Raw genomic sequence first — 25,422 nt, forward strand, 5'->3', positions numbered from 1 at the left:
GGCTTACGCCTCCACGAAGTATTTTTGCAGTGCTCCTTTAATTTCCGTTTGATTTAAAATGTTTTGCAGTGCCACGACCGTGCGAGTGCCATCATCCAATTGATTTACAATATCTGCAGATCCTAAATAGATATCTGCCTGCTCCGTTTTACTAGTTGTTAAATCCGTATGAGATACCTGTGCTTCAACACCAAGCTCTACTAAAATTTTCTTTACATTCATTTCCACAATAAAACTGCTTCCTAAACCGTTTCCGCATACAACTAAAATCTTTTTCATTTTTTATCTCTCCTTTTAATTTGAGTACGCTTCAATTAATGCAAGCATTTCTTGTTTTGTATTCATAGCAATAAGCTTGTCAATATTATCGTTTTCAGATAGCATCATTGAAAGCTGTGACAGTGCTTTTAAGTGGGTTTCATTATCAGTAGCAGCAAGTACGATAATAAGCTGCGCTCCGTGCTGTTTTTCAGTAGAAAAATAGACCGGCTCCTTTAAACGAAGCATGCTCATACCCACACGATTTACACCTTGTTCCGGCCTTGCGTGAGGGAGCGCCACTTTTGGCGCAATAACAATATAAGGGCCTAACTGTTCTACACTTTTGATCATTGCTTCTACATAAGAAGGTTCAATATATTCATAGTTCAACAAAGGCTTGGCAGCCAGCCTAACAGCTGATTTCCAATCATCTGCTGAATCTGTAAGCTGCAAGAATGGCTCTTGCAATACTTCATGCAACATTGGCTTTTTATCCTCTCTTACCATTTTTTTAGATTGCTGTATCACTAGTTTTAAATTAGCTAACAGAGCTGGTTCATCCTGAATATTTGCATGCTGCTTAATAATACCCATGATGGCTTGAGTGGTTAGCTGAGAAGAAGCTGGTTCAACTAAGTCGATTAACCGCTGCTTTTCATCATCCGTTAAAATAGGATTCACAAGCATCACATTCATTCGCTTTTTTAATGGCGTAGTTGTAATAACTAAATCATAGGTTTCTTTAAACTGCTCATAATCTCTTACCGTCATTGGCCCTATCAATTCAGCATCTGTTAACAGTTGTTCAAGCTGATACTGAAGCATACGGGACGTTCCAATTCCATTGGCACAAACAATAACAATACGCTTTTGTTTTTGCCTTCCCTCTTGTTTTTTCATCCACCCTCCGAAATGAAGAGCAAAATAAGAAATTTCGTCTTCATTAATACGTATTTGAAGGCTGTTTTCCAAAGGAAGCAACGCTTTTTTTGTCAGTTCCACTATATCCTGATACTTTGTTTGAATAGCCGAAAGCATAGGGTTAGGGAGGTGAATATTATAGAGAAGCCTGTAATAAGCCGTCTTCAAATGAATATATAAATTTTGTTCAAGACGATTTCGATCTTCAAATACCACACAAGCATATGCTTGAAAACGTGATACCATTTCTTTTACAATGCTTCTCATCCAATCATCACTATCTGCTTGATTTACTACATTTACTTTTGCACTTAGTAAAACCGTGGCCAGATAATGTTTTTCGTGAGGTGGAAAATCAAACTCTAAAACGCTTTCAATTTCTTGGAGCGCTTTGTACTGCCTGGTTTTTTCTAATTCTTCTTTTCTAGTAATCGAGGCGTCTACATAGCGCTTGCCTCCAATACGCTGAATACAGCACGTGAGCATATAGGCTAATTGCGTCAGCATCTTGTCTGTAAACGCCATTCCCAGTTTATCTTCACACTCTACAAGCCAGTTATAAATCATTGAATATTCGTAATCTGCTTTCATGACCCTTTTCAACAACTCTTCCTGATGTTGACTTAATAATTCTGTGATGTGTATATAAAGCAAATTTCGAATGTCGCTTTCAGATCCTTTTACTTCGTACCCATCTTTATAGCTATATGTCAAAGATATGCCTTTCTTTATCCACTTGTTTTTTAAGTCTTTAATATCTTGTAAGACAGTGTTGCGACTAACTTCTGTTTCATCCATGAGCTGCTGAGTTCCGATTTTCCCGCCTCGAAGTATACACATCAAAGCAACGTATATTTGCCGGTCCTCAACTGATAAGTAAGCAGATGGCATAACATGAGAAATTTGTTTAGCAACTTGGTCCTTTGCTTGATCGTTTAGAAAAAAGCCTTTCCCATATGTGTACTGAACAAACTCTAATTCTTGCTGACACAGCCAATCGTTAATTTTCTCAATATCATAATAGATGGTACGCCTTGACACTTGAAACTGCTTCATTAACTCTTGTACTGATATAAATGTTGCGGCTTGAAGCAAAACTTGCAATACGGCCGTACTGCGTTTGTCTAACAAATGAATCACCTTCAGTCCAATTCGTGCACAAATTGAAATACTTACTATGCTTTATGCTTTTACTATACTACGGGTCTTACAAAATGATTAGACCGAATTCACCCACATACATTGTGCAAAAAATGTACTCAATAAAAAAAGAAGTGCTGTATGCACTTCTTTTAAGGGTTAATCTTTAGTCTGCTGTTTCATTGCTTCTCCAATGGCTTTTTTTAAATGTCCATCATGTTTATCAAGCAGCCGATGCACCTCATCACCTTCTGTAGAAGTAAGAAGCGCAAGAATGGCGGCTTTTGGCGTTTTGTAGGTTTGTAAACTTTCCGCTGCCTCTTCTGATGAGACGCCTGTTAGTTCCGCAATAATATTCTTAGCACGCTGTACGAGTTTATCGTTAGTCGGCTGTACGTCTACCATTAGATTGCTGTAGACTTTACCAATTTGAATCATAGAAGCGGTCGTCAGCATATTAAGAACAAGCTTTTGGGCAGTTCCGGCTTTCATTCTTGTTGAACCTGTTACAACTTCCGGCCCTGATTCTGCTACTATTGCATATTTTGCTTCTTGTTCCATAGGTGATTGAGGAGAATTGACAACGCAGCCCGTTACTGTCCCCAGGCTGTTTGCATACGCAAGCGCTGAGAGTGTATACGGAGTTCTTCCGCTTGCAGCTATACCTACAAGAATATCTTTATTTGATAAATTAATCGCTTTCAAATCTTCTATCGCTTGTTTCTTATTATCTTCTGCTCCTTCTAACGCATGCCGGAGCGCTTTGTCTCCCCCGGCTATGATCCCAATTACTTGTTCGGCAGGTGTACCGAATGTTGGTACACATTCAGATGCATCCAACACACCTAGCCGCCCGCTTGTACCTGCTCCGATATAAATAAGACGTCCGCCTTGTTTAAAAGCACTGACAATTTCATCTACTAACAAAGCAATAACGGGCAGCACCTTATTGATTGCCTGAGGCACTTGATGATCTTCTTCATTAATTTTTTTTACAATTTCCAGACTTGATAATTCATCAATGTTTAAGGTTTGCGGATTGCGTTTTTCTGTTAAGATATGATTTAAGTTCACTGTGATCCCCTGCCTTTTCCACCATCATTTTTTCTCTATTTATACTCGTTCATGAACAGCTGATAAGCTCCTTTAGCAGATGATACTCGCTGTGTTGCCCACTGGATATGCTTGATTTCTTTTTCACATGCTTTTTTATAAACATCAAACACTTCTGGAACTTCCGTTAAAATGCTGCCTTTGCATGACAGCAAGCAGCTCCCTTCAAACCGCTGTTTCTTATATAAATGAAGAGTCATGTTTGCAAGGTTCTTTCCAGCCTGTTGAAGAATGTCACTTGCTTCTTGTTTATGATTTCTCGCTTGATTTACAACAAGCGGAGTGAGTGAAGCAATCTCTGATTTAGGAGATGAATAGACAAACTTTTTTATATCGTGTATGGTATCTGCTTTTACATGTTGCAAGATTGTCTGACTAAGGCTGCTGTAAGGAAGGCTTTGATCATGCTCTTTCGTCAGCAATATCAGTGCTTGAAGACCAATCCAATATCCGCTTCCTTCATCTCCAAGAAGGTGTCCCCACCCTCCTCCGTATTCGTACACTCCGTCTTTTTTTCCAATGCTGACGGCTCCAGTTCCTGCAATGGTTAAAATCCCGTCTTTTCCATGCAGTAGTGCTTCATGTGCAATCATGGCGTCATCATATAAACCTACTTCTACCTGATAACGATCATAAAAATATCTTTTTATTTCTTCTTTAGATAATGCTTTACTTCCAGCAAGCCCTAGTGAAATGCCTTTACATGTATGACCAGCAAGCGCAGTTTTGCACGCCGTAATACATTCATCAATATGAGTAATAGCCGTGTTGTAATTAATGAGCAAATTTCCATAGCCGCTTTTTGAAGCAGCGAGCTCTTGACCGTCTAAGCTATATGCAACGCCTTCTGTTTTTGTTCCCCCGCCGTCGATACCAATAATATAGTCCATTTTATCACTGCTCACAAAAAGCAAATTTGTCCCATGGCTGCAGTTCATTTAGTAAAAAAATTTCCTCTTCTGCAATGCGTCCTACTACGTTTGTTTTACCTGAGTTCTCCATGTCTAACAGCGCAATTTGCAGCTCTCCTTTGTACTGTCCATAGAGCTCATTTTCTATTAAAATATCGCCTCTTCGAATGGAAGGAGTATGCGTAGGCTTGAATTCTTCTTTTTTATATTTTACTCGGCTTTGCGTAGAGCGAATTAAATAATCAGATACGTCTCCGCGGTAAAAATGAAACTCTTCCAGCACAATTTTTTTCTCAAGCTCGGTAATCGTATCATACAGGGTCACGTTAAAAGTAAAGCGCTCTTGCTGAACAACATCACGCAGCGCCTTCATCTCTTCTTCTGATGCATACGCATTCGCAATAATGGCACAATCAATTAATCCCGTTTTAAAAAGATGCTTAGCCTGTACGTCGATCGGAAGCGTGCGATGCATTTCAAGCGTACAAAGTCCTTCAGTAACAGGCCACGGTCCAAAAGTAGCGCTTGGTGAATTAATAAAGGCTGCTGTTTCAAGGTTATGTTCTTTAAACAATGCTGAACACTTCAAAAAGTGATCATACGACAATCCCGCATATCGATGAGGATAGAAGTTGTGCGACCCGAGCAGCTGCTTTCGATTCGGTCGGTAACTTAAAATATTATCCACATACTTCGTCGCATTGCTCATATTAATTTCAATTTTTAAGCCGTATGGATTAAAAGTCATAATGGACTCTTCATTTCCCGTATACCCTAAATCAAGACGAATAGCATAAGCCCCTAATTCGTGAAAAAAAGATAAGTCATCATAAGAAATGCCAAGCGCTCCAAATACGCGAGGAGCGATGTCCACTACTACTTCCATCTCTAGCTCATTGGCAAACTCAATGGTTTCTTTAAAATTTGCCATTACTTTTTTCTGATCGCCTTCAACAGAAAGCAAGCATGTAAAAATACGGGTAAATCCGTATTGATGCGCAAGTGCTATATACGCTTTATCTTTTTCGGCAGTCGAATGTTCAGGATAAATCGCAATACCTAGCTTTTTCATTGATTCTCGCCTTCTTTTTTAAATTTTTTAATAAGCTTAATCATATGTTCAATTAATTTTTGCTCTGAAATAGCCGTCATTAAATGATCTTGTGCGTGAATTAAAAGCAGGGACTTTTCAATTGTTTTTCCGTTCAATTCACGTTGAATAAGCGCAGTTTGCGTTTTATGAGCATGACTGAGCTCTTCTTGAGACTGTTTTAAAAGTTCGTCAGCTTTATTAAAATCATAGTCTTCAGCTGCTTCTAACGCTTCATATGCAAGTGATCTGGCATTTCCTCCATATGCAATAAGTTCAAAAATTTCATTTTCCATATTTGCTGCTTCTGTCATTTCTTCCATCCCCTTTTTTATAGTGGTGCAGGCGTAATGTTTCCTAAAATTACAGGAGACAAGGCGCCGGTTGCACTTGGTACATTGCTTGGATAACCTGAAAGTGTTTCATTTGCGAGCACCGCAAAAGCTACGGCTTCTTTTGCTTCTGAAGACATTCCAATTTCTTCTTGTGTATACACGCTGCAGCGCTTCCCGAGCTGCGTTTTAATCATATTCATCAGCGTATTATTATAACTTCCGCCTCCTCCAATAATCACTTCGTCAATAGAATAGGCAGGAAAAATAAATGTTTCATAGTGATGTACAATGGATGATGCTGTGAACATAGTAATCGTAGCTAGCAGATCTTCCTTTTTATGTTTGCTATATTTCTCTAGCAGTCTCTTTGTGTACTGTGTACCGAACAGCTCTCTTCCCGTCGATTTAGGAGGAGAAAGCTTCATATAATCATGATTCATACAGTCTTCTAAAAGCTCTGAAATAATCTTTCCTTCAGCTGCTAAACGCCCATTTTCATCAAATGAAACATGAAAAAGCTGCTGACACGCTTCATCGATCATCATGTTTCCCGGCCCCGTATCAAAAGCTACTACGGGTATAGGAGATTTTTTTGGCGGAATCAACGTTACATTTCCAATACCTCCAATGTTTTGAAGCAGCCTTGTACGGTCATCGTGGCTGTACAAAATCCGTTCCGTGTGAGGAACTAACGGAGCACCTTGCCCGCCCGCTGCCATGTCCATCACTCTGAAGTTTGCTACTACCTTCGTTTTGGTTTCATAGGCAATAACAGCCGGCTCTCCAATTTGGAGTGTAGACATCGCTGTACTTCCCGAAGCATAAGGCTGATGGTAAATGGTTTGCCCATGCGATCCAATAACATCTATTTGTTCAAGAGAAAAGCCGGCTTCTTGGCACACTTTTTTCACTGCATCTGCAAATGCATAGCCAAGTTTAAAATTTAAGCTGCAGATCAGCTGTACATTTGAATATTCAAAAGAAAGCGCCTGCTCAATTTCCTTTTTTAACTGAGGTGAAAACGGCACGGTAATGAAATGAAGAAGCTTAACTTTACTTTCATAGCCGCTTCCTTCAATTTGAACGAGAGCTGCATCAACTCCGTCGAGTGACGTTCCTGACATAAGTCCAACAGCATACATACTACGCGTTCACTTCCTTAAAAAAAGCAGGTAAATACTTGCGATGAGCTTGAAGCAATTCATCTAAGACCGACTTAGCCAGCTCGTCACTTGGAACAAGCGGATTAATGGTCATGGCAACAAGTGATTTTTCATAAGATCCTGTAACCGCAGCTTCTGCCCCTACTCGTTCAAACGATTTAATTTGCTGCACAAGTCCATTCACTGCTACCGGAAGTTCACCGACAGCGAGCGGTACTGGCCCTTGCTTTGTTACTACACAGTTTACTTCAACCGCAGATTCGTTTGGGAGTGAGGAAATAGCTCCATTGTTTTTTACATTTAATGTTTGAATATCGCCTTTATCGTTATAAATGGATGAAATTAAATTGCATGCGGCATCGCTGTAATAAGCGCCTCCTCGTTTTTCCAGCTGCGGAGGCTTCATTTCTAGATTTGGATTTTTATAGAGTTCAAAAAGCTCGGCTTCTAATACTTTGACCACTTCAGCACGCGTAGTACCTGATTGAAAGGCCAGAAGCTCTTCTGCTAATATTTCTTTTGTTTTGTAGTAGTAGCGGTGATAAGGACATAAAATCACGCCAAGAGCTTCCAAAAAGTCCGGTTGCCACGGAATAGGAGCTATGTTTCTCATTGTTACTTGAGACTTTGGATCACTTAATCGCTGAATGACTTCTTGCGTTACTTCCTTTCCTTTTGCATACACATGCAGTCCATATACCAAGTGATTTAACCCTGCAAATTCAATGTGAACATCTTTTTTTTCTATTTGAAGCAGGCTCGCGATTGAATTTGTCATATGTACAGGCAGGTTACAAACTCCTACTACTTTAGAATGCTTTCCGTAGCGAAGCAGCGCTTCCGTTACCATACCAGCAGGATTTGTAAAATTAATCAGCCAGGCGTTTGGACAAATTTCGTTTATTTCCTCGGCAATTTTCAACAAAACCGGGATTGTTCGCAAGCCCTTAAATAATCCTCCCGCCCCGTTTGTCTCTTGACCAATCATTCCGTATTTAAGAGGGATGCGTTCATCTTGAATACGCGCATCAAGCTGACCTATTCTAAGCTGTGTCGTTACAAAATCAGCATTTATCAACGCTTTTTGTCGATCAAGCGTTAAATGAATTTTCATATCAACACCTGCTTTTTTGACCATTCTTCTCGCAAGTGCTCCTACAATTTCAAGTTTCTCTTTTCCTTCTTCAACATCTACAAGCCATAGCTCTCGAATTGGAAGCTCATCATATCGTTTAATAAACCCTTCGACCAATTCCGGTGTGTAGCTTGATCCTCCCCCTATTGTCACTACTTTCATTTTTTGCCCCTCCTTGTTAAAAAACGGCTAAATATGTAACGGCGGTGCACCCTATTCCAAGCAAAACAAAGCGTATACAAACGGCGGTTTTAGATAAAACTGCGGTTGAAAGCCCAATGGAAATAAATGTTGTAAGCAGCGCTGCTGATAGGCTTGTAATGACAAATAAACTATGCTGTGCTGATAAACCAGCATACTGCAGCAGAGGTGTAAAAATAACGTTGCAAAGAACCATGGTTAGCAGAAATAAAAACACAGTTTTATATCGAAACCGAACAAACATCGACCCTCACTCCTACTAAAGAGATAGAAGCCAAACAAGTTGGCTTCGCTTTCTTTACATTTGAACTGAACTATCGGATGGTGCAACCGTTGCTTCATCGCTTTTTTCCATTTCGACCATCTTTCGGTCGTACATTTTAAAGAACGGAAGATAAATGACAACAGAAATAGCAATATTGATAACGACTAGCACAACCGCCCGCCAGTCTCCTCCCGTAGATAGGTAAGCTCCGATCGGCGCCGGGAGCGTCCATGGAACCATTACGTATGTTGGCGTAATAAGACCTGTCGCCGTTGCTGCGTATGAAATGATCGTTGTAATAATCGGGATGATGATAAATGGAATAATTAAAATAGGATTTAAGACAATTGGCAAACCGAAAATAATTGGTTCGTTAATATTAAAAACCGCTGGAATAAAAGATGTCCTAGAAAGCGCTTTCGAATATTTAGATTTTGAGAAAAACAGCATCGCTAAGGCAAGACCTAGCGTCGCTCCAGATCCTCCGATCCAAACAAACCACTGAAAGAACGTTTCAGGTGCAATATAAGGAAGTGTGGAAGCTCCGTCTGCTACCGCTTCAGCATTTTTGGCTAAATATACTTCCCATACAGGCCGTGCCACTGTCCCAACAACAGAGACGCCATGAATTCCAAATGACCAGAAAAACGTAATTAAGAAAACCGGGATTAACACTCCTGCTAAACTATCTCCAGCTTCCACAAGCGGAGCAACTAGTTTATCAACTAAATGGTGAAGATCGATACCTAAAACAATGGTAATAATCGTCATAAGTACAACCACAATCGCAACCGGAATTAGTGCTTCAAAAGACCTTGATACCGAAGGCGGCACTTGTTCCGGCATTTTTATGGTGACATTTTTTGCTTTACAAAACCTGAGAATCTCGACTGATAAAATCGATACAATCATCGTTACAAATAAACCGTGACCTCCAAGGTTTGTCATTGGAAGCATAAACCCTTCTTCTTCAATCAGCTTTGGAGTTACCGTAAGTAACAGTGCGGCTACTGCAATTTGCGCTCCTGACAGCGGATCGAGATTATAGCTTTTAGACAAGTTGTATCCTATCCCAAAGGCTATATATAAAGACATAATAAACATCGTTACTCGATATGGTATTAAAATGTTGGCGCTGTTATCAGCTGCCCATTTCGCAATTGTGCTATCTTGCGGCACAGGCGGAAACGCTAGAATCAAGAAAAAACTTCCGATAATGATAAACGGCAAAGCGGAAATAACACCATCGCGAATGGCTTGAAGATGCCGCTGTTCTGATAACCTGGCCATAGGTCCCGATAAATTGTTCTCTAAAAACGACACAAATTTGCTCATATACCCTTTCCCCCTCTATATTCTCCCCTTGTGTAAACGAAACCCCTTATCTATTTAAAAAGCAGGAATACACCTGCTTTTCTTAGCTAACGAGCTGTTGAACCGTTTTAAAAAGCGTTGGACCTCCAAGCGGCGTATAAGCCTGCGGCGGAATGGGCCCGCACGGAACAGAAGCTTTATCCGCTTCCGCTTTCACTGCGTTAAACCGATGACGAATCTGCGGTGCAACCATTACAACGTCCCAGCCCTTTTGAATTTCCTCTGCCACTTCATTTGTTCCAATTGCCAGCACTTCCATATCCGTTCCGTGCTTTTGCGCTTCCGTTTTTAATGCTTTTACCACAATCGCACTTGACATTCCTCCAGAACATACAAACAATACCTTCATTTTCTCGTTTCCCCCTACCTCTTTATTTTTTGAATTAAATTATGTGTATCGATTATGCGTTCAAACACTTGATTGCCTTTTTGAATACATAACCGTATAAACATCGCATCTACAATGGCTAACTGAGCAATACGAGCGCTCATCGTTCCAATTCGAATATGCTGTTCTTCTACCGAAATAGTCAGCAGAATATCAGCTAATCTAGAAGCTGGCGATGATCCGTGCTGCGTTAGCAAAATGACGGCTGCTCCTTTGTCTTTGGCTATTTGCATCAGCTCTACCACTTCTTTTGTTTGACCCGAAGTGGATACCACAAACAGCACATCAGCTTTTGTCATATTCGTAGCCATCACCATTTGAACATGACTATCTAATGAAAACAGAGCCGAAATATCGATTCGAAGCAGTTTATACTGAGCATCTAGCGCAACTACAGATGATCCTCCTGCTCCGTATAAAAACACTCGTTTCGCTCCATGAATAGCTTCCGCAGCTGCATCAATTGCCGAAGTGCTCACTAGCCGGCTTGTATTCATCAGTGCGCTCATACTTTTGCTTATGACTTTTTCAAGCACAGCATCCGTTTCGTCTTCAAAATTAACTGGAAGATTCGGCAGCTGTTCGGTATTCACCTTATGAGCATCTTTGGCTAATTCAATCTTTAATTCTTTAAAACTATTAATGCCTACACGCTGACAAAAGCGAATAATCGTAGCTTCGCTGCACTGACACTGCTTAGCTAGCTGTTTGGTCGTTAAGTTCAACGTGGTGGTAGGATTTTCTAACACGTAATCAGCTACTCTTCCTTCAGCGGGACTGTAATGATTCATTTGTGCATCGATTAAAGTAAGTACGGAAAATTGGCGCATGAATTCCTCCATCGTTAAGTAACGTATTTCTAAAATATTCTTTAAATTACCATTATTATATTTTTTCTGAAGTTTAATTTCAATATTTTTCTGATATTTTTAAAACTTTATTTTATTTTTCAGAATATTTCATCAAAATCTATTGTGAATATAACGACCGCATGCTATATTATGAAAGAAATTTTATCTCAACCAAAAAAGAAGGAGGAACGAACATGCATATTAAAAAATGGGTTGGAGGCATCTTGTTTTTGCTGCTGTTTTGTTCGAGCACATTGCCTGCTAAAGCCGACGTACCTACTACGTATCAAAAGCGGGAGCTCCGAGCTGCCTGGATTGCAAGCGTATACAACATTGATTGGCCTTCTCAGCCTGGTCTTCCGATTGAACAGCAGAAAAAAGAGTTTACCTATTTGCTAGACGAAGTAAAAAAGATGGGGATGAATGCTGTTGTCGTTCAAATTAAACCGACCGCCGATTCCTTTTATCCGTCAAAATATGGCCCATGGTCAGAATATTTAACCGGTACACAAGGAAAAGATCCCGGCTATGATCCTCTAGCCTTTATGGTAGACGAAGCACACAAGCGCAACTTAGAATTCCACGCATGGTTTAACCCTTACCGCATTACAATGAATCATACTGATTTAAACAAACTAGCCGATAATCATCCTGCTAAACAACATCCTGATTGGGTCGTCTCCTACGGAAAACAACTCTACTACAACCCAGGTATTCCAGAAGTAAAAAACTTTATTATTGAAGAAGTGCTCGAAGTCGTAAGAAACTATGATATTGATGCTGTTCATATGGACGACTATTTTTATCCTTACAAAATTGCAGGTCAAACGTTCCCAGATCAAAAAACATATGAAGCCTACGGTGCTCAAACGTTTTCCAATATTGAAGACTGGCGGCGTGACAATGTTAATCAGCTTGTTCGAGATTTAAATAAATCTATTAAAAAAACAAAATCGTACGTGAAATTTGGCATCAGTCCGTTCGGCGTATGGCGAAACATTGCTAATGATCCAACTGGCTCTGAGACGACTGCTGGACAAACAAACTACGATGATTTGTATGCCGATACGCGTACGTGGATTCAAAATGGATACATTGATTACATCACTCCGCAAATTTATTGGAATATCGGATTTGAACCCGCTGCTTACGATACGCTGCTCAACTGGTGGAGAGATGAAGTGCGCGGAAAGCCAGTCCACCTTTATATTGGACAAGCTGCTTACAAAATTAATAACAACGCGGTGGAAGCTTGGTCTGATCCCGATGAGTATCCAAGGCAAATTGCTCTAAATCACCAGTTTCCAGAAGTACAGGGAAGCATGCATTTTAGCCTGAAAGATTTAAACCGAAACCCGCTAGGAATAAAAGACAAGCTGCAAAACGATATTTATAAACACCCTGCGCTTATTCCAGCAATGCCTTGGCTTGATAATACGGCCCCAAAAGCACCAAAATTAAAAAACGCGGGTCCTCATACAAAAGAAGCAGCATTTGAAATTCGAGATCACCAGCAGAATGACTCCGCTTATTATGCCATTTATCGCTTTCAAGGCAATAAAAAAGGCGACATTAACAGCGCAGAAAACCTGCTGACAACGGTTCGAAAAACGGGAGAAACACAATTGTTTGTAGATCAGAATGCACTTGAAAATCAAACGTACACATATGTTGTAACCTCTGTTGACCGTTTGCATAACGAAAGTGCCATTTCCCGCACGCTTACTGTAAAAGCATCTCATTAAAAAAGGTTCTATAGCAAAATGTATGGTAGGATAAAGAAATCAAATGATGCCTTATCAAGCCATTCTGTTATAGAAAGTAGTGAAAAAAATGGAACCAAACTATGATCGCGCCTTTGGCGTATATGGAATTTGTATGCGAAATAACAAGCTGCTTGTTATTCGAAAAAACAGAGGTCCGTATATTCATCGTTTTGATTTGCCAGGCGGACAGCTAGAGCACGGTGAAACATTAACGGCAGCGATGAAAAGAGAATTTGTGGAAGAAACAGGCTTCGAGATTAACATTATTTCTCAAGCGGGTACAACAGATTTTCAGTATCCTTGTAAGTGGAAAGAATTTACCCACGTGCATCACATCGCTGTATTCTATTACGTAGACATTGCCGGCGGTGAGCTTCTTTCCCACCCCGTACAGTTTGAAGGACAGGATTCTTTGGAAGCATTATGGATTGCACCGCAGGATCTCAACATCGATAATGCTTCGCCTCTTGTTCTAAAAGCAGTGGAATCTTTAAGCTTATTATCATGGCCTTATGAATCTCAGATTTATGATGATTGGGAGCTTAAAACCTCCGAACAATAATAATAGTGCCTATAAATTACTCCTGAATATCGTACGCTTAGCTGCTGTTTAAGTTGAAATCAGAAAATATGTTTAATTTCTTTCTAATGGTGGAACAGACAAGTAACACTACTTAATTACTAATAGAAAGGAAGATTAAAATGAGTAAAGGTTTAGGAGATAAAGTTAAAGGAAATGTATCAAAAGCTAAAGGTGAAGTAAAAGATCAAGTAGGAAATGCAACGAATAACCGCGACCTTCAGCGTGAAGGAAAAGCTGAGAAAACAAAAGGAAATGCTCAAAAAGCAGTAGGCGAAACAAAAGATACATTTAGCAATAAATAAAAAAGGACGAGCTTAATGCTCGTTCTTTTTTTATTTAATAAGCTGATTTAAGCTTTTAATGATTACGTTTGGCTGCAATTCTTTATGTTCAGCTACATTTCCTTTTCGGTTGACCCAAGCCGTTGCGAACCCGTAGTTTTTAGCACCGGCAATATCCCATGTATTCGATGACAAAAATAATACTTCTTCTCTTTTTGCGTTCATTTTATTTTTTGCATAGTGATAGCTTGCCATCGTAGGCTTGTACTGTTTGATTTCGTCTACGGAAATAACGTCTTCAAATAAATGATTCATATTGTGATAAGAAACAAGCGGATCAATCATGTGCTTAGGGCCATTCGTAAAAATAGCCAGACGATACCCTTTTTCTTTTAAATAGGCGAGCACCTCTTTGACTTCATCGTAGACATTCAGCTTCATGTAGGCACTCATCAGCATTTTTTCTTCGTGTTCCGTTAAATCAATATCATTTGCTTCTGCTGCATATTTCAGGGATTGATTTGTTAATGTATAAAAGTCAACGTACCGTCCCATCAGCTGGTATTGCATGGCATATTCAATTTGCTTCAAACGCCATAAATGGCTAATGCTTTCTCCCCGCTCCGGATACAGCTTATCACACGTTTCAATAACGGTATGTACATCAAACAGTGTTCCATATGCATCAAATAAAATCGTTTTAAATTTCATCTGTGTTCGCCTCCTTCTTTCATTTTACCCACTCGCAAAAAAACATAACGTTTTTTCTGTTAAAAAAGAGGCATATTAACAGCTGAGGTATGCTCGCTTCTTATGAAAATAAAAAAAACAGCAGGTTCTCCTACTGTTTATAATCCCACACGACTTTCCATTTTCCTTTTTCACGAACAGCATACACTTTCTGCACTAAATCAAAGTTTCCATATTTCCCTTTATACGTTTGGATAACGGTCATTTCGTAAACAACAGAAAACGCTTTACGATCATTTTCCATCTTCCAGCTCTTTCTTTTTTCAACATCTTCAATGGAATAAGTAAAAGTGTCTACGCCGAAATGATTGAGAAATACGTGTGCTCGATCTTGTATGTATGCACCTTTTGTCCACTTCTTCTTCATGGATGAATGAAAAAGATCCCATGATTCCGAAAAGTTCCCTTCCTGTTCTAGCGTATAAAATTCTTTTACGGCAGATTTGGCTTGATGACTCGGAGAAAAGAATGTAAATTGAAACATCCAAACTCCCAGCGCAATAACAGAAAGAAACACAGCTACTCCTAAACTTTGCTTCAAAAGCAGTGTTTTTTTTCGATACAAGTAAAAAGCCCCTTTATCAAAAATGCAGTATACAACAGCTTATTCGATATCCAAGCTTTTTAGTCTTGCCGGACTAAACTTATCCGGCATATCTTTAAAAAAGGGATTGAGACATAAACATAAAAGATCCGAACGATTTATCGTTCGGATCTTTCTTCAACTAAACTACGTTTGTCCCAGCCTCTTTCGTCGCTATACAATGTGAAAAGCCATTTGCATGGCTGCTAAAAAGCCGACGAATACAAGGCCCGTCACGAGACCCTCTTTCCAATCTGGCCGGTCCCCTCGAACAAATTTAGCAATATCATACGATAGCATCGCTGCTAAAAAAATGGATAAGACAATATACAGCGGCTCCATCTTTTATCACCCACTATTTCTTTTCTTCAGTGTAACAACTTTTTCATAAGTATGCATGTAAGAAAAACAGTTTAAAATTCTTGACGAATGTGTGAAATTTCTCTTTTTTATGCATAAACTACTTAAAAGCGTGAAAGGAAGATGCCCTTTGTCTGCTTTTAATCCTCAGCAATTTAGCGTCACATACCGGCAAGGAAGCACGCCCACCTTTCCTTTTATTGGGCGACGCTATACGCTCACACATTCTGAACAAACAGACGATTTATTTCTTTGGATCGACGAAAAGTTTGCTGTTGATCAATTAAATGAGCAGCGAAATGAGCTTTTTGCCGAATGGCTCCACAAAGACGGTGTTGATACGCTGTATGTATACGTATTTATTGGCAATGAACAAACGGAAAAGTCCGTTCAAGCCATACGATATGCTATTTTCAAACAGGAAATGCCTTACTTGCTAAAAGCATTGCGCTACGGTGATGCCACGTTTTTCAACGCTCACCCTGCTTTAGATCGTTCCCCCATTTACGTACATTTTCATTCCAGCGACAAAGATTTTCATTCCATTCGATATTTTCAAACGCCTTCTCACTATGCCTAAGCATATGAGAAGGGATCTTTACTTCGTTAATCTCCTGTTTTCCAAACTCCATTTCTTCTAGGGTCTCCGGCTCCTTCCATTTGTTTATCTTGAAAATTAATGGTTAACGCTTGAATACCTCCATAAAAGACGTCGCTTTCCTTTGTTTCTATTCGAAACGCAGAAGGAATATTTTTGGTATTTAAATCGGGCTCTACATAAATAGTCGAATCATCAAAGATAAAGCGCGGTTCGTTTACAGCTTTTTGAAGCGATTCATTTCCTTCAAGGTTTTTAGAAAGTACCTGAGTTAAAATTTGAGGAATCCGCGTTCCGCCGGGAGAACCTATTCCCATCGCCCACTCGCCTTTTTCTCTTATAATAGTTGGAGCCGTAAAAGTTCTTGCTCTTTTTCCCGGCTCGCGATTATTCGGTTCTTTGCTTCCAAACGTATCAGCGTTGTTATTAAGAAAAAAACCGTCAACTTGTTCGCCTGTACCAAAGAAGTTACTCAACGTATTAGTTGTAGATACGACGGTTCCTTCTGAATCAATAACCACAAAATGTGTTGTACTTTCGTGTTCTTCATCGCCTTCACCTGAAGAACGTGTCGGGTGATTGACCAAGTTTGTTATATAATCATCACTGACTAATTCACTTGAGTTTTGATTATGAAAGTCTGGATCTCCGATTTGTTTTAAACGGTCGGAGTAAGCTGCCTTTTTAATTCTGTTCATCTTTTCGTAATATTCTTTATCAGGCATTGTTTCAAGATTTTCTTTCTCTGCCATTTTTAACATTTGAATCAGTGTAATTCCGGAAAAAGGCGGAGGCGCTGAAATCACTTCACTTCCATTGTAAGTTGAAACGACAGGCTTGGTTTCTGTCACTTGATAGGAAGATAAGTCTTTTTTAGAAATAGGCGTTGCATCAGCAAGATCTTGTGCCACATCTCCTTTATAAAATGCAGACGCACCTTCTCGCTGAATTTTGATTAGCGTTTTAGCTAACACGGGCTGTGACAGTGTTTCTCCTTCTTCGATTGCTTCTCCCTTCGGATAAAAAGCGGATAGATCGTCTACATCCATCCTTCCTCTAGAGTAATACAATCGAGACGATAAAAGAGAGTCTACTTTAAACCCTTTTTCAGCGTATTCAACAGCCGGCTGAATCAAATCACTCATTGATTTTGTACCATACTTCTGCTGAATATATTCCATACCAGCGACAAATCCCGGCACGCCGTTTTTACCGCTCATAGAAGTTGGAGCGGTTTCCCGGTAATCGATAAAAGTAGCAGGCTGATCTTTTTTGGCAATCAGCATACCTCCACCTCCGCCAATTCCAGATCCAAAAGGTTCGACTACGTTAAGGGCATACGAAATAGCAATAGCCGCATCTACTGCATTCCCGCCTTCTTTTAATACGTCCATCCCTACATTTGCTGCCAGAGAATTCGATGAACTCACACCATAAGAATGATCATTATTTTTTTTAAGCAGCTTTTTAGGACTAAGATCTGTACTCGATTGAGTCATAAAAAAAGCGGCTATCACCCCGATTAACAACAAAACAGCAACAATATTAAATAACAGTAATTTTTTATTCACACATTCCCCTCCATTTTTACTCATATGTATATTTTGTGAAGCGCTTTCATTTTTATCCATAAATTAAATTGCACACAAAAAAGACATCGCCCCGGACGATGCCTTTTTATTACTATATATGTTTTATTTCCCAGAAGCTGCTGCAGCATCATTTACTGCATCTGTAGCAGCTGATTTTGTTTGTTCAATCATTTTTACGTTATTTTCAATTTTTTGCTGTTCATCTGTTGAAAGAGTAGCCGGATGTTTTAAAGCTCCAAGCCCTGCTACTACTCCTGCTACAATAGCAATTGGTCCTACAATCCCTACGATTCGTTTTGCGATCATTTTCTATTCCTCCAATTAAGTTAGTCTGTACTTTTTTCCCATAAACCGTGGCGGCGCGGATCAGCGTCACCTTGAATTTTGTTTTTCTTTAAGTCTTTCACAAGTGCTTGAACGCCTCCGTAAAACATCGCGTTATCATTGTTTTTTAAGTCATAGCCGTACGTTTTTAAACCATCTTTCGTTGACTGTTTAAGCTTAGCTTCTGAATAAAACTTATGAGAATCAAAAATGACACGCTTGTTTTCTACTGCGTTTTTAATGGAATCTTTGTCTTCAAAATAATCCCCAATTACTTGCGTTAACACTTGAGGAATGCGATTTCCTCCCGGTGTGCCAATGGACATTACCCATTCATCACCTTCACGAATAATGGTAGGAGCTGTAAATGTTCTTGGACGCTTACCGGGTTGACGCTTATTAATTCCTTCCCCAAACGTATTGAGCGTATTATTTAAAAAGAATCCATCTACATATTCACCGCTGCCAAAGAAATTACTCAGCGTATTCGTTGTTGATACAACGGTTCCTTCACCGTCCATGACAACAAAATGAGTGGTACTTTCATGTTCTTCGACGTCGCTTACTTTGGTATGATCTGTTTCAGTATTATTTAATTTATTACGAAGTAAATGCACGTAATGATCGTCGATCCAATCATTTGGCGTTTCTTTTATAAAAGCCGGATCAGCAATTTTTTTCAAGCGGTCTTGATAAGCTACTTTTGAAATTTGACCAAGAAAATGATAATAAAGACTAGGATGCGATTCCTTCAGCTTCCAAATATCTTCTTGATCCGTCATTTTTAACATTTGAATAAGCGTAGCACCAGCAAAAGGCGGAGGTGCTGAAATAATTTGATGACCTTTATAATTCGTTGATAGAGGTTTGCGTTCAACAGGCGCATACTTTCGCAAGTCTTTGTGACTTACTTTTGTTTCTTCTGTAATATCGTCTGCAATTTCCCCTCTATAAAAAGCATTTGGCCCTTCTTCCTTAATCTTTTGCAGGGTGTTCGCTAATTCATGCTGTTTGACAATTTCACCTGTGTTAATGGCGTCCTTATCTGGATAAAAGCTAGGAATTTCATCTTCATTCACATTACCTTTGTATGAAACCAGCCTATCGTGCAAATCTTTGTCCGCTTTATACCCATTCTCAGCATAGTTAATGGCCGGGTCGATTAGTTTGCTCATCGACATAGATCCGTAGTGGTGCTGAATATAATCCATACCAGCAACGAACCCTGGTACGCCAATCTCATCTTCTTTATCATTCTTAGGTGCAATTTCTCGGTAGTCAATAAATGTTGGAGAGGCATCTGCTGGATCAATCAGCATTCCGCCGCCTCCCCCAAGTCCTGATCCGTACGGTTCCACAACACCAAGCGTGTAGGAAATGGCAATAGCTGCATCAACTGCTGTACCGCCTTGTTTAAGAATTTCCATACCTACTTTTGTGGCGCGAGGATCTGAAGTACTTACTGCATATTCTTGTTTTGGAAACATAAATTGATAAACACATACACCTACTATGAGTGAAAAGATGACAATGGAAACAATAATCGTATTACGTTTATTTATCATCTTTTACCTCCTCTGTGTATGACGGGCTATTAGTTAGCTTGCGCTTCGTTCTTTTTGCGCTCCTCTGCATGTTTTATAATGCGAGAATGATCTAAGTTTAATTCAAACTTGTTTCGTTCTTTTTCTAACAGTTCAGGGTTTGAAGAAAACTTGTTTAAATCGTTATAAATACGCTTCGTGCGCCAAGGGTTATCTGTTGGAGTTGGTGTACCTGCTTTAATAACCATTGGAATAACATCAATTTTAGCTTGGCCCTGCTTGTTTAAATGATACTGAACCATCGCTGTATTTTTTGTACTTGACCACCCCTGGTCAAAAATAAAGTTTCCTAAGCTATAGAAAATAACGGAACCTTTATATACGTCATATGACTGTAGAACGTGCGGATGGTGACCAATGATAATGTCCGCACCAGCGTCTACCATCGCTTTTGCTAGTCCTTCTTGACGAGGACTTGGCTGTGCATCGTATTCTTCACCCCAGTGGGCATTTACTACAACTAAATCAGCATTTGCTTTCGCTTGCTGAATCGTGCTGAAAATAAGATCCGGATCTGCTTTTAAAATACCTGGGTTGTTTTTTCCAGCGGACATTCCGTCTGAATGTACATCCGTAAACCCTACGGTTGCAATGCGGATACCGTCAGCATCTTTATACGATATATGTTTTGCTTCTTCAGAGTTACGGCCAGCACCAACAAAATCTAATTTGTTTGCTTCAAAAGTAGAGATCGTATCTTCTAACCCTTTTGCACTGTAGTCCATTGAATGGTTGTTCGCTAAGTTTAATACATCGAAACCTGCATTTTTAACAGTCGCTAGATCAGCAGGCTTACTATATAAATGAATACCTTTTTCCATTGCTTTATATGAATCTACGTCATTTGTTAAAATCGGTGTTTCGTAGTTCCCGCTTACGTAATCCGAATTTTTAAAGAACGGCTCCACGTTGCGGAATACAAAATCTTCTCCGTAGCGTTCAGTTACTTCTCTTACATGGCGACCCATCATAATGTCTCCGACCATAGTCATCGTTAAATCATTATTGGCCTCTGGATTAGCCGTCTCAGGGTTTTCAAGAGCATCCGAACGCTCCATCCATCCTGAAAGAGCTAAAATTACGATTAAAATTGGCGTTAAGATAAGAGCTTGCTTGCCCGTTGTAGGCTTTGTTTTCTTTATAAACATCAATACTTTTTCTTGAAAGTTTAATTTTTTCTCTTTCAACGCTTTCACCTTCCTTTACCAGCTGCGGTTTGTTTGTGTATTAAAATAAATAATAAACTTGCATAATTCCAAATGTTACACCACTTAATAAAACCGTTGTTCCAACTGTTAAAGGAAGACCTTGCTTTTGCATTGTATTTGCAATTAAGCCCGGTACAATGATACCAATTCCGCGTAATTCAAACACTTCAAACGGCAAGATCGGGAAGAAATAATCAAATGCAACTTTAATCACAATACCCGTAATTAACATCGCTGTAAATTTGCGACGTCCATATAAAATAACTACTTTTGAGATTCCGTACACGACAATAACATACGTTAAAATACTAATTAAGAAAATCATTAAAATGGTAATTGGCTGATCAAATACAAGAGCTAAATACCCCGGTACGATAAGACCGGCTGGCAATACGCCCGTTTTTTCTGTAAAAATTAAGCTTAGTGTAACCCCTAACACAAGGGCAATATATAAATCTGATCCGAACATGAAATGGCCTCCTAGATTAAACTGCTTTTCTCATCTTTTTCATTTCAATAATAGCTTCAACAAGCGGCTCGGCTGAACCGTGGATATTTCCGACACCGTATACGATACGATCTTTTAAATAAGGCTTCATGCGCTCTAAAATTTCTTCTGTAGAAGCGCCTTCCATATCCCAGAATTCTTTTGTTGGCAATTCGCCTCTTTGATATGCTGCAGCGATTGGTGAGGTCGTCTGACCAATTGCAATCATTACGTCCGCTTCAATGTATGGCATTACATCTTCAGCAAATTGCTCCGTGCGATCTACACGGTCCGGACGGCAGTTCATAATGACAATAGGAAGCTTTTCGCTATAGTTCATTGAATCTACACGTTCCCAGATACGAAGCGTGGAAGAAGCATCGTTGGCAGCAAATCCATTTACTAAAAATGCTGGATTTTTTTCATCGCCAAACGTTGTAATTCTCATAGCTCCTGGGTCAGGCTGAGCATTTAACATTCCTCTCATCGCTGTTTCAGCATCGATACCAAGTGCTTCTGCTACTGCTAAACCGATGGAAGCATTATCAGGGAAAACCATATAATCAAATTCACGTAAATACGCTTCAGATACTTTATCATTGTCAGCTACAATAACTTTTGTGTTGCGCTCTGCGGCTATTTTTTTATAGTATTCCAAATATGGACCTTCAATTGTAACAAGGTGGCCATCATAAGGAATAGTAGCAGTGAACGCTTGAGCAACTTCATCTAGAGTTGGACCCATTACATCCATGTGATCTTCTAGTACGTTTACAATAACGCCTACCTTGGCTTGAATCAGCTGATTTTGGAATGTGATTTGATAATCGGGCTGTACAGCCATACATTCACAAATAAGAGCTTCCGCGCCAATATCGGCAACTTCATTTACCACTCGTCGCTGTTCTCCAATGTTCGGACCTTCTTTACGACGAATAATTGGTTCTTCTTCACTTGTATGCCAGTAGATCATACGCGCTTGTGTTCCTGTCGTTTTCCCTACTGTTTTGTAACCTGCTTCTTTTACAATACCTGTAATCAATCGTGTAACGGTGGATTTTCCGCGAATACCATTAACATTCACTCGTACAGGAATTGAATGCAGCTTGCGTAAATGTCTGCGATACTCCCAAACGCCATACCCTACTAAAAATAGGCAGCATAGGATAATTAAGATCATGTTTCATTCTTCTCCTTCCAAACTTCTCCTGTTGGATACGTTATGAATGCTTTTGATTCATAATGATAGATATACGATTTCATAGTTTCACTCCCTTTATATATGTATGGGAGCTAATCAATTAACAGCGCTAGCATGCTGCTAAAACACCTGCTTTGAAAAATGGACTCGAGTACCAATTTCAACAGCTCTAAAACTATCATCTGCGCTCATTAGTGGTCAATAGCTCAAATGTTATATATTCTTACAATTCCGATTGTCTATTTACAGAATTAAAAACTCATCGTTTTATTTAAAATTTACAGAATAGGTCTAAAGTTTATTTACCTAGAAAAATCCCATCGATACCTTTTTTTACCATAACAACAGGAATATTTTATACATCACTCTTACAATTAACACACGGAAATATTACGTAATTAAAAATTTCTTAACTTTAGAAAACGTTTTGTAATATAAAGGTGGGATAAAAAATATTTTATCCCATTAATTCCTTTTTATGGATATACCAATTGAATTTGTCTAACAACCGTACTTGTAAGGATGATAGTTAGATATAAAAGTAAGAAAAATACATTTTTTTATCATTTTATGCTTACATTTAACTTACTTAAATAGAAAGGACATTAAATATTTTTTTCTAATTATATAAGCATTTAGACTCCATATACTCCTAGTTCTTTTGTTGTTATTTTATAGATTTCCTTTATTTAATAATCAATTCAGTAAATCTAAATCTCTTGACTATGGCCTCTTTTCCTATTTTTATTTCAATATTTTCTGAATCTTTCTACCGATAAAGGCATCTTTCGTCCGTTAAGATTGCCTAGAAAAATGCATGATTTCTCACTTTTTTGGCATATGATGTTATCATAAAAAGAAGAAGTATCATCAAAAGGAGGAAAACAATGGTTGATACAATCCTTTATTTTCTATTTTCTTTTTGCTATATTGTCCTGTTTTTCTTTAGCATATATGTAGTACGAAAAAACACTTCGCCGTTTTACATGCTTTTTCTTCCTTTAGTAATAGCTGGACTAATTTACGATAATGTAATGATTGGGATTGGTTCATTTATTGGTGAAGGCGATACTTTACGTTCACTCAGCATGCTTCGATTTTGGTTTCACGCTTTATTTACCCCTACTCTGGTGCTCTTTGCGTATGGCGTAGCAAAATATTCGACGATTACATGGGCTAAAAAACCTGTTGCCGGCATTCTTTTTTTGCTAACTACGTTTGCCTTAATTAGCTATGAAATAATCGAGACGATTAGTCAGCGCATGGAAGTTGTACGCGAATATGGCATTGTTCGCTATACATTAGTGGGATCATCCGGTCCCCCTCTTATGGTTCTCATTGTGGCGATTATTTTGCTTTTTGTTGGAATTTCCTTATTTCGCAAGACGCGATGGAGCAGTATGATGATTGGAGTAGCCGTGATGATTGTAGGAAGTGCCGTGTCAATTCCTATACCAAGCACAGCCGTAACAAATACGTTTGAGCTTATTTTTATCTTCTCTTTATTTTTAACTCAGCGTCATTTAGTGAAAATACATTAAAAAGAAGCGATTCCCTTGCTTCTTTTTTTTATATTTGATATCTTTTACCTAACGACCGTTAGTTAGATTGAGGAGGAGCTTTTCTTGAGTGAATTATCAACTGTAGAAAAAATTAGAGCTGCAGCAATGGAGCTCTTTGGAGAAAAAGGCTATACAGAAACATCGCTTGCTGATATCTCATCAAAAGTAGGCATAAAAAAACCTTCCCTGTACGCTCATTTTAAGAACAAAGACGACTTATTTTTACTAACCGTGCATGATTTAATGAATTTATTTTTAACAAAGTTATCTGTTATATACGAACAGCATAAAACAAAGTCTGCTAAAGAACAGCTTCACTGCTTTGTTGTAGATTTCTGCACGATGATTGAAAAAGATTCTTTTGGTCAGATGTACCGTCGTCTTATTTTATTTCCACCTGAACATTTACAGTCGGAAGTAAAAGCTATTTTTTTAAGAAGCGAACGATTGTCTGATCAAATTCTGCATGCTATTTTTACACAGGGAATGGCTGAAGGCGAAATAATTGAACGTCCGATTGATTTGTATATCAATAGCTTTTATTGTTTAACCGACGGACTGTTCATTCAGCGCTTTTATTATGAACCAGAGTATTATGACCAAAAAATCCACGATGCTTGGACGATATTTTGGGAAGGCATACGTGCTAAATAGGCCCTGTAAAAAGGGCTTATTATTATGCAAGGAGGAATTAAAATGGCTTGGATTTACCTTATTATCGCTGGTTTGCTCGAAATTGTATGGGCAATCGGCTTAAAATATTCACATGGATTTACCGAATTAACTCCAACAATCATTACGATCGTCACAATTGTCATCAGCTTTTATTTCTTTTCAAATGCCTTAAAAAAAATTGCTGTCGGAACAGCTTATGCAGTATTTACTGGTATAGGAGCTGCTGGCACAGCGATACTTGGAATGACCGTTTTAGACGAAGGAGCAAATATTGGAAAGATTTTATTTTTAGGATTAATGATCTTTGGAATCGTTGGTTTAAAGTTAATTTCTACTGAAGAAACAGAAAGAGAGGAATCTTAACATGGCTTGGATTGCATTAATAGCTGCTGGTTTTTGCGAAGTGGGATTTGTGATTTTTTTAAAACTTTCTGATGGGTTTAAGCGGCTGGTTCCTTCCATTGGATTTATCCTTTTTGGTGCAGGAAGCTTTTATCTTCTCTCCTTAGCATTAAAGGAGATACCTATTGGAACAGCTTACGGCATATGGACGGGGGTAGGAGCTGCCGGAAGCGTACTTCTTGGCATGCTTTTCTTTCATGAAGCAAAAGATATGCGTCGAATTTTATTTATTTTTTGTATTGTAGCAGGTGTAATCGGCCTTAAAATCACTGGATAATGGTGTACTACTTCCTTTCTT

At 39.0% G+C, this 25,422-nt stretch carries 29 protein-coding genes; 8 read left to right on the forward strand and 21 right to left on the reverse strand.

The window, feature by feature from the left end; genetic code table 11:
- Positions 1-3: 3 nt before the first annotated feature.
- The 12 genes from AC3WJG_RS11535 to AC3WJG_RS11590 form a co-directional block, all read right to left on the reverse strand.
- The gene (locus tag AC3WJG_RS11535; RefSeq protein WP_098332400.1) at positions 4-279 is read right to left on the reverse strand and encodes a PTS sugar transporter subunit IIB; all 276 of its coding nucleotides are present in this window, start codon (positions 277-279) and stop codon (positions 4-6) included.
- Between the two features lie 15 nt (positions 280-294).
- A complete protein-coding gene (locus AC3WJG_RS11540) occupies positions 295-2,313 on the reverse strand; it encodes a BglG family transcription antiterminator (protein WP_060746575.1) in 2,019 nt (672 codons plus the stop codon).
- A 168-nt stretch (positions 2,314-2,481) separates the two neighbouring features.
- On the reverse strand, positions 2,482-3,396 hold the full coding sequence (gene murQ / locus AC3WJG_RS11545) for an N-acetylmuramic acid 6-phosphate etherase (RefSeq protein ID WP_098332401.1): 915 nt from the start codon (positions 3,394-3,396) through the stop codon (positions 2,482-2,484).
- Between the two features lie 35 nt (positions 3,397-3,431).
- Positions 3,432-4,325, reverse strand: a complete 894-nt coding sequence (locus tag AC3WJG_RS11550) for a BadF/BadG/BcrA/BcrD ATPase family protein (protein ID WP_264387841.1) — start codon at positions 4,323-4,325, stop codon at positions 3,432-3,434.
- Between the two features lie 4 nt (positions 4,326-4,329).
- Positions 4,330-5,418 (reverse strand): DUF871 domain-containing protein, encoded by a 1,089-nt coding sequence (locus tag AC3WJG_RS11555; protein ID WP_060746578.1) that lies wholly within the window; start codon positions 5,416-5,418, stop codon positions 4,330-4,332.
- Positions 5,415-5,750 carry a PTS lactose/cellobiose transporter subunit IIA gene (locus tag AC3WJG_RS11560; RefSeq protein ID WP_013055725.1) on the reverse strand — a complete coding sequence of 112 codons (336 nt, stop codon included), beginning with the start codon at positions 5,748-5,750 and terminating at the stop codon, positions 5,415-5,417. Before AC3WJG_RS11560 ends, AC3WJG_RS11555 begins: the two co-directional genes overlap by 4 nt.
- Positions 5,751-5,767: 17 nt before the next feature.
- On the reverse strand, positions 5,768-6,913 hold the full coding sequence (gene anmK, locus AC3WJG_RS11565) for an anhydro-N-acetylmuramic acid kinase AnmK (protein WP_337133673.1): 1,146 nt from the start codon (positions 6,911-6,913) through the stop codon (positions 5,768-5,770).
- 1 nt (position 6,914) lies between these two features.
- Complete coding sequence (locus AC3WJG_RS11570; protein WP_337133675.1) at positions 6,915-8,231, reverse strand: 6-phospho-beta-glucosidase; 1,317 nt, start codon at positions 8,229-8,231, stop codon at positions 6,915-6,917.
- A 16-nt stretch (positions 8,232-8,247) separates the two neighbouring features.
- Positions 8,248-8,514: a hypothetical protein gene (locus AC3WJG_RS11575; RefSeq protein ID WP_098579074.1), complete on the reverse strand. Its 267-nt coding sequence runs from the start codon at positions 8,512-8,514 to the stop codon at positions 8,248-8,250.
- 54 nt (positions 8,515-8,568) lie between these two features.
- Positions 8,569-9,870 carry a PTS sugar transporter subunit IIC gene (locus AC3WJG_RS11580; protein WP_013082024.1) on the reverse strand — a complete coding sequence of 434 codons (1,302 nt, stop codon included), beginning with the start codon at positions 9,868-9,870 and terminating at the stop codon, positions 8,569-8,571.
- An 82-nt stretch (positions 9,871-9,952) separates the two neighbouring features.
- On the reverse strand, positions 9,953-10,258 hold the full coding sequence (locus tag AC3WJG_RS11585; protein WP_013055720.1) for a PTS sugar transporter subunit IIB: 306 nt from the start codon (positions 10,256-10,258) through the stop codon (positions 9,953-9,955).
- A gap of 14 nt (positions 10,259-10,272) precedes the next feature.
- Complete coding sequence (locus tag AC3WJG_RS11590) at positions 10,273-11,127, reverse strand: MurR/RpiR family transcriptional regulator (RefSeq protein WP_337133679.1); 855 nt, start codon at positions 11,125-11,127, stop codon at positions 10,273-10,275.
- Between the two features lie 215 nt (positions 11,128-11,342).
- Here AC3WJG_RS11590 and AC3WJG_RS11595 point away from each other — a divergent pair, with 215 nt between their 5' ends.
- The 3 genes from AC3WJG_RS11595 (at position 11,343) to AC3WJG_RS11605 (ending at position 13,799) form a co-directional block, all read left to right on the forward strand.
- A complete protein-coding gene (locus AC3WJG_RS11595; RefSeq protein WP_098333762.1) occupies positions 11,343-12,893 on the forward strand; it encodes a glycoside hydrolase family 10-like protein in 1,551 nt (516 codons plus the stop codon).
- An 88-nt stretch (positions 12,894-12,981) separates the two neighbouring features.
- Positions 12,982-13,476: an NUDIX hydrolase gene (locus AC3WJG_RS11600; protein ID WP_217598901.1), complete on the forward strand. Its 495-nt coding sequence runs from the start codon at positions 12,982-12,984 to the stop codon at positions 13,474-13,476.
- A 140-nt stretch (positions 13,477-13,616) separates the two neighbouring features.
- On the forward strand, positions 13,617-13,799 hold the full coding sequence (locus AC3WJG_RS11605) for a CsbD family protein (protein ID WP_013082019.1): 183 nt from the start codon (positions 13,617-13,619) through the stop codon (positions 13,797-13,799).
- Positions 13,800-13,829: 30 nt separating this feature from the next.
- Here the strand turns inward: AC3WJG_RS11605 and AC3WJG_RS11610 are convergent, their stop codons facing one another.
- From AC3WJG_RS11610 to AC3WJG_RS11620, 3 genes are all read right to left on the reverse strand, one after another.
- The gene (locus tag AC3WJG_RS11610) at positions 13,830-14,489 is read right to left on the reverse strand and encodes a haloacid dehalogenase type II (protein ID WP_013082018.1); all 660 of its coding nucleotides are present in this window, start codon (positions 14,487-14,489) and stop codon (positions 13,830-13,832) included.
- A 130-nt stretch (positions 14,490-14,619) separates the two neighbouring features.
- Positions 14,620-15,093 carry a hypothetical protein gene (locus AC3WJG_RS11615; protein WP_028407692.1) on the reverse strand — a complete coding sequence of 158 codons (474 nt, stop codon included), beginning with the start codon at positions 15,091-15,093 and terminating at the stop codon, positions 14,620-14,622.
- A 192-nt stretch (positions 15,094-15,285) separates the two neighbouring features.
- Positions 15,286-15,453 carry a hypothetical protein gene (locus AC3WJG_RS11620; RefSeq protein WP_013055713.1) on the reverse strand — a complete coding sequence of 56 codons (168 nt, stop codon included), beginning with the start codon at positions 15,451-15,453 and terminating at the stop codon, positions 15,286-15,288.
- Between the two features lie 148 nt (positions 15,454-15,601).
- Here AC3WJG_RS11620 and AC3WJG_RS11625 point away from each other — a divergent pair, with 148 nt between their 5' ends.
- Complete coding sequence (locus AC3WJG_RS11625) at positions 15,602-16,051, forward strand: staygreen family protein (protein ID WP_028407691.1); 450 nt, start codon at positions 15,602-15,604, stop codon at positions 16,049-16,051.
- A 26-nt stretch (positions 16,052-16,077) separates the two neighbouring features.
- Here AC3WJG_RS11625 and AC3WJG_RS11630 read toward each other — a convergent pair whose 3' ends face one another.
- The 6 genes from AC3WJG_RS11630 to pgsB all read right to left on the reverse strand — a co-directional run bounded on the left by AC3WJG_RS11630 (position 16,078) and on the right by pgsB (position 22,464).
- Complete coding sequence (locus AC3WJG_RS11630) at positions 16,078-17,640, reverse strand: gamma-glutamyltransferase family protein (protein WP_102813635.1); 1,563 nt, start codon at positions 17,638-17,640, stop codon at positions 16,078-16,080.
- Positions 17,641-17,763: 123 nt separating this feature from the next.
- A complete protein-coding gene (locus AC3WJG_RS11635; RefSeq protein WP_014461308.1) occupies positions 17,764-17,967 on the reverse strand; it encodes a CapE family protein in 204 nt (67 codons plus the stop codon).
- 20 nt (positions 17,968-17,987) lie between these two features.
- Positions 17,988-19,550 (reverse strand): gamma-glutamyltransferase family protein, encoded by a 1,563-nt coding sequence (locus AC3WJG_RS11640; RefSeq protein WP_102813636.1) that lies wholly within the window; start codon positions 19,548-19,550, stop codon positions 17,988-17,990.
- Between the two features lie 29 nt (positions 19,551-19,579).
- Positions 19,580-20,776 (reverse strand): CapA family protein, encoded by a 1,197-nt coding sequence (locus AC3WJG_RS11645; RefSeq protein WP_492588249.1) that lies wholly within the window; start codon positions 20,774-20,776, stop codon positions 19,580-19,582.
- A 40-nt stretch (positions 20,777-20,816) separates the two neighbouring features.
- Positions 20,817-21,266, reverse strand: a complete 450-nt coding sequence (gene pgsC, locus AC3WJG_RS11650; protein WP_013055707.1) for a poly-gamma-glutamate biosynthesis protein PgsC — start codon at positions 21,264-21,266, stop codon at positions 20,817-20,819.
- A 16-nt stretch (positions 21,267-21,282) separates the two neighbouring features.
- A complete protein-coding gene (pgsB, locus tag AC3WJG_RS11655; RefSeq protein ID WP_016763263.1) occupies positions 21,283-22,464 on the reverse strand; it encodes a poly-gamma-glutamate synthase PgsB in 1,182 nt (393 codons plus the stop codon).
- A 908-nt stretch (positions 22,465-23,372) separates the two neighbouring features.
- Between pgsB and AC3WJG_RS11660 the strand changes: the two genes are divergently transcribed.
- The 4 genes from AC3WJG_RS11660 (at position 23,373) to AC3WJG_RS11675 (ending at position 25,401) form a co-directional block, all read left to right on the forward strand.
- Complete coding sequence (locus tag AC3WJG_RS11660; RefSeq protein WP_028407688.1) at positions 23,373-24,026, forward strand: hypothetical protein; 654 nt, start codon at positions 23,373-23,375, stop codon at positions 24,024-24,026.
- 84 nt (positions 24,027-24,110) lie between these two features.
- Positions 24,111-24,701, forward strand: coding sequence for a TetR/AcrR family transcriptional regulator (locus AC3WJG_RS11665; protein ID WP_014461312.1), 591 nt, complete (start codon positions 24,111-24,113; stop codon positions 24,699-24,701).
- A 42-nt stretch (positions 24,702-24,743) separates the two neighbouring features.
- A complete protein-coding gene (gene sugE, locus AC3WJG_RS11670; RefSeq protein ID WP_014461313.1) occupies positions 24,744-25,085 on the forward strand; it encodes a quaternary ammonium compound efflux SMR transporter SugE in 342 nt (113 codons plus the stop codon).
- A gap of 1 nt (position 25,086) precedes the next feature.
- Positions 25,087-25,401, forward strand: coding sequence for a DMT family transporter (locus tag AC3WJG_RS11675; RefSeq protein ID WP_028407687.1), 315 nt, complete (start codon positions 25,087-25,089; stop codon positions 25,399-25,401).
- Positions 25,402-25,422 lie beyond the last annotated feature (21 nt).

Source organism: Priestia sp. FW507-14D1A, from assembly GCF_058781295.1.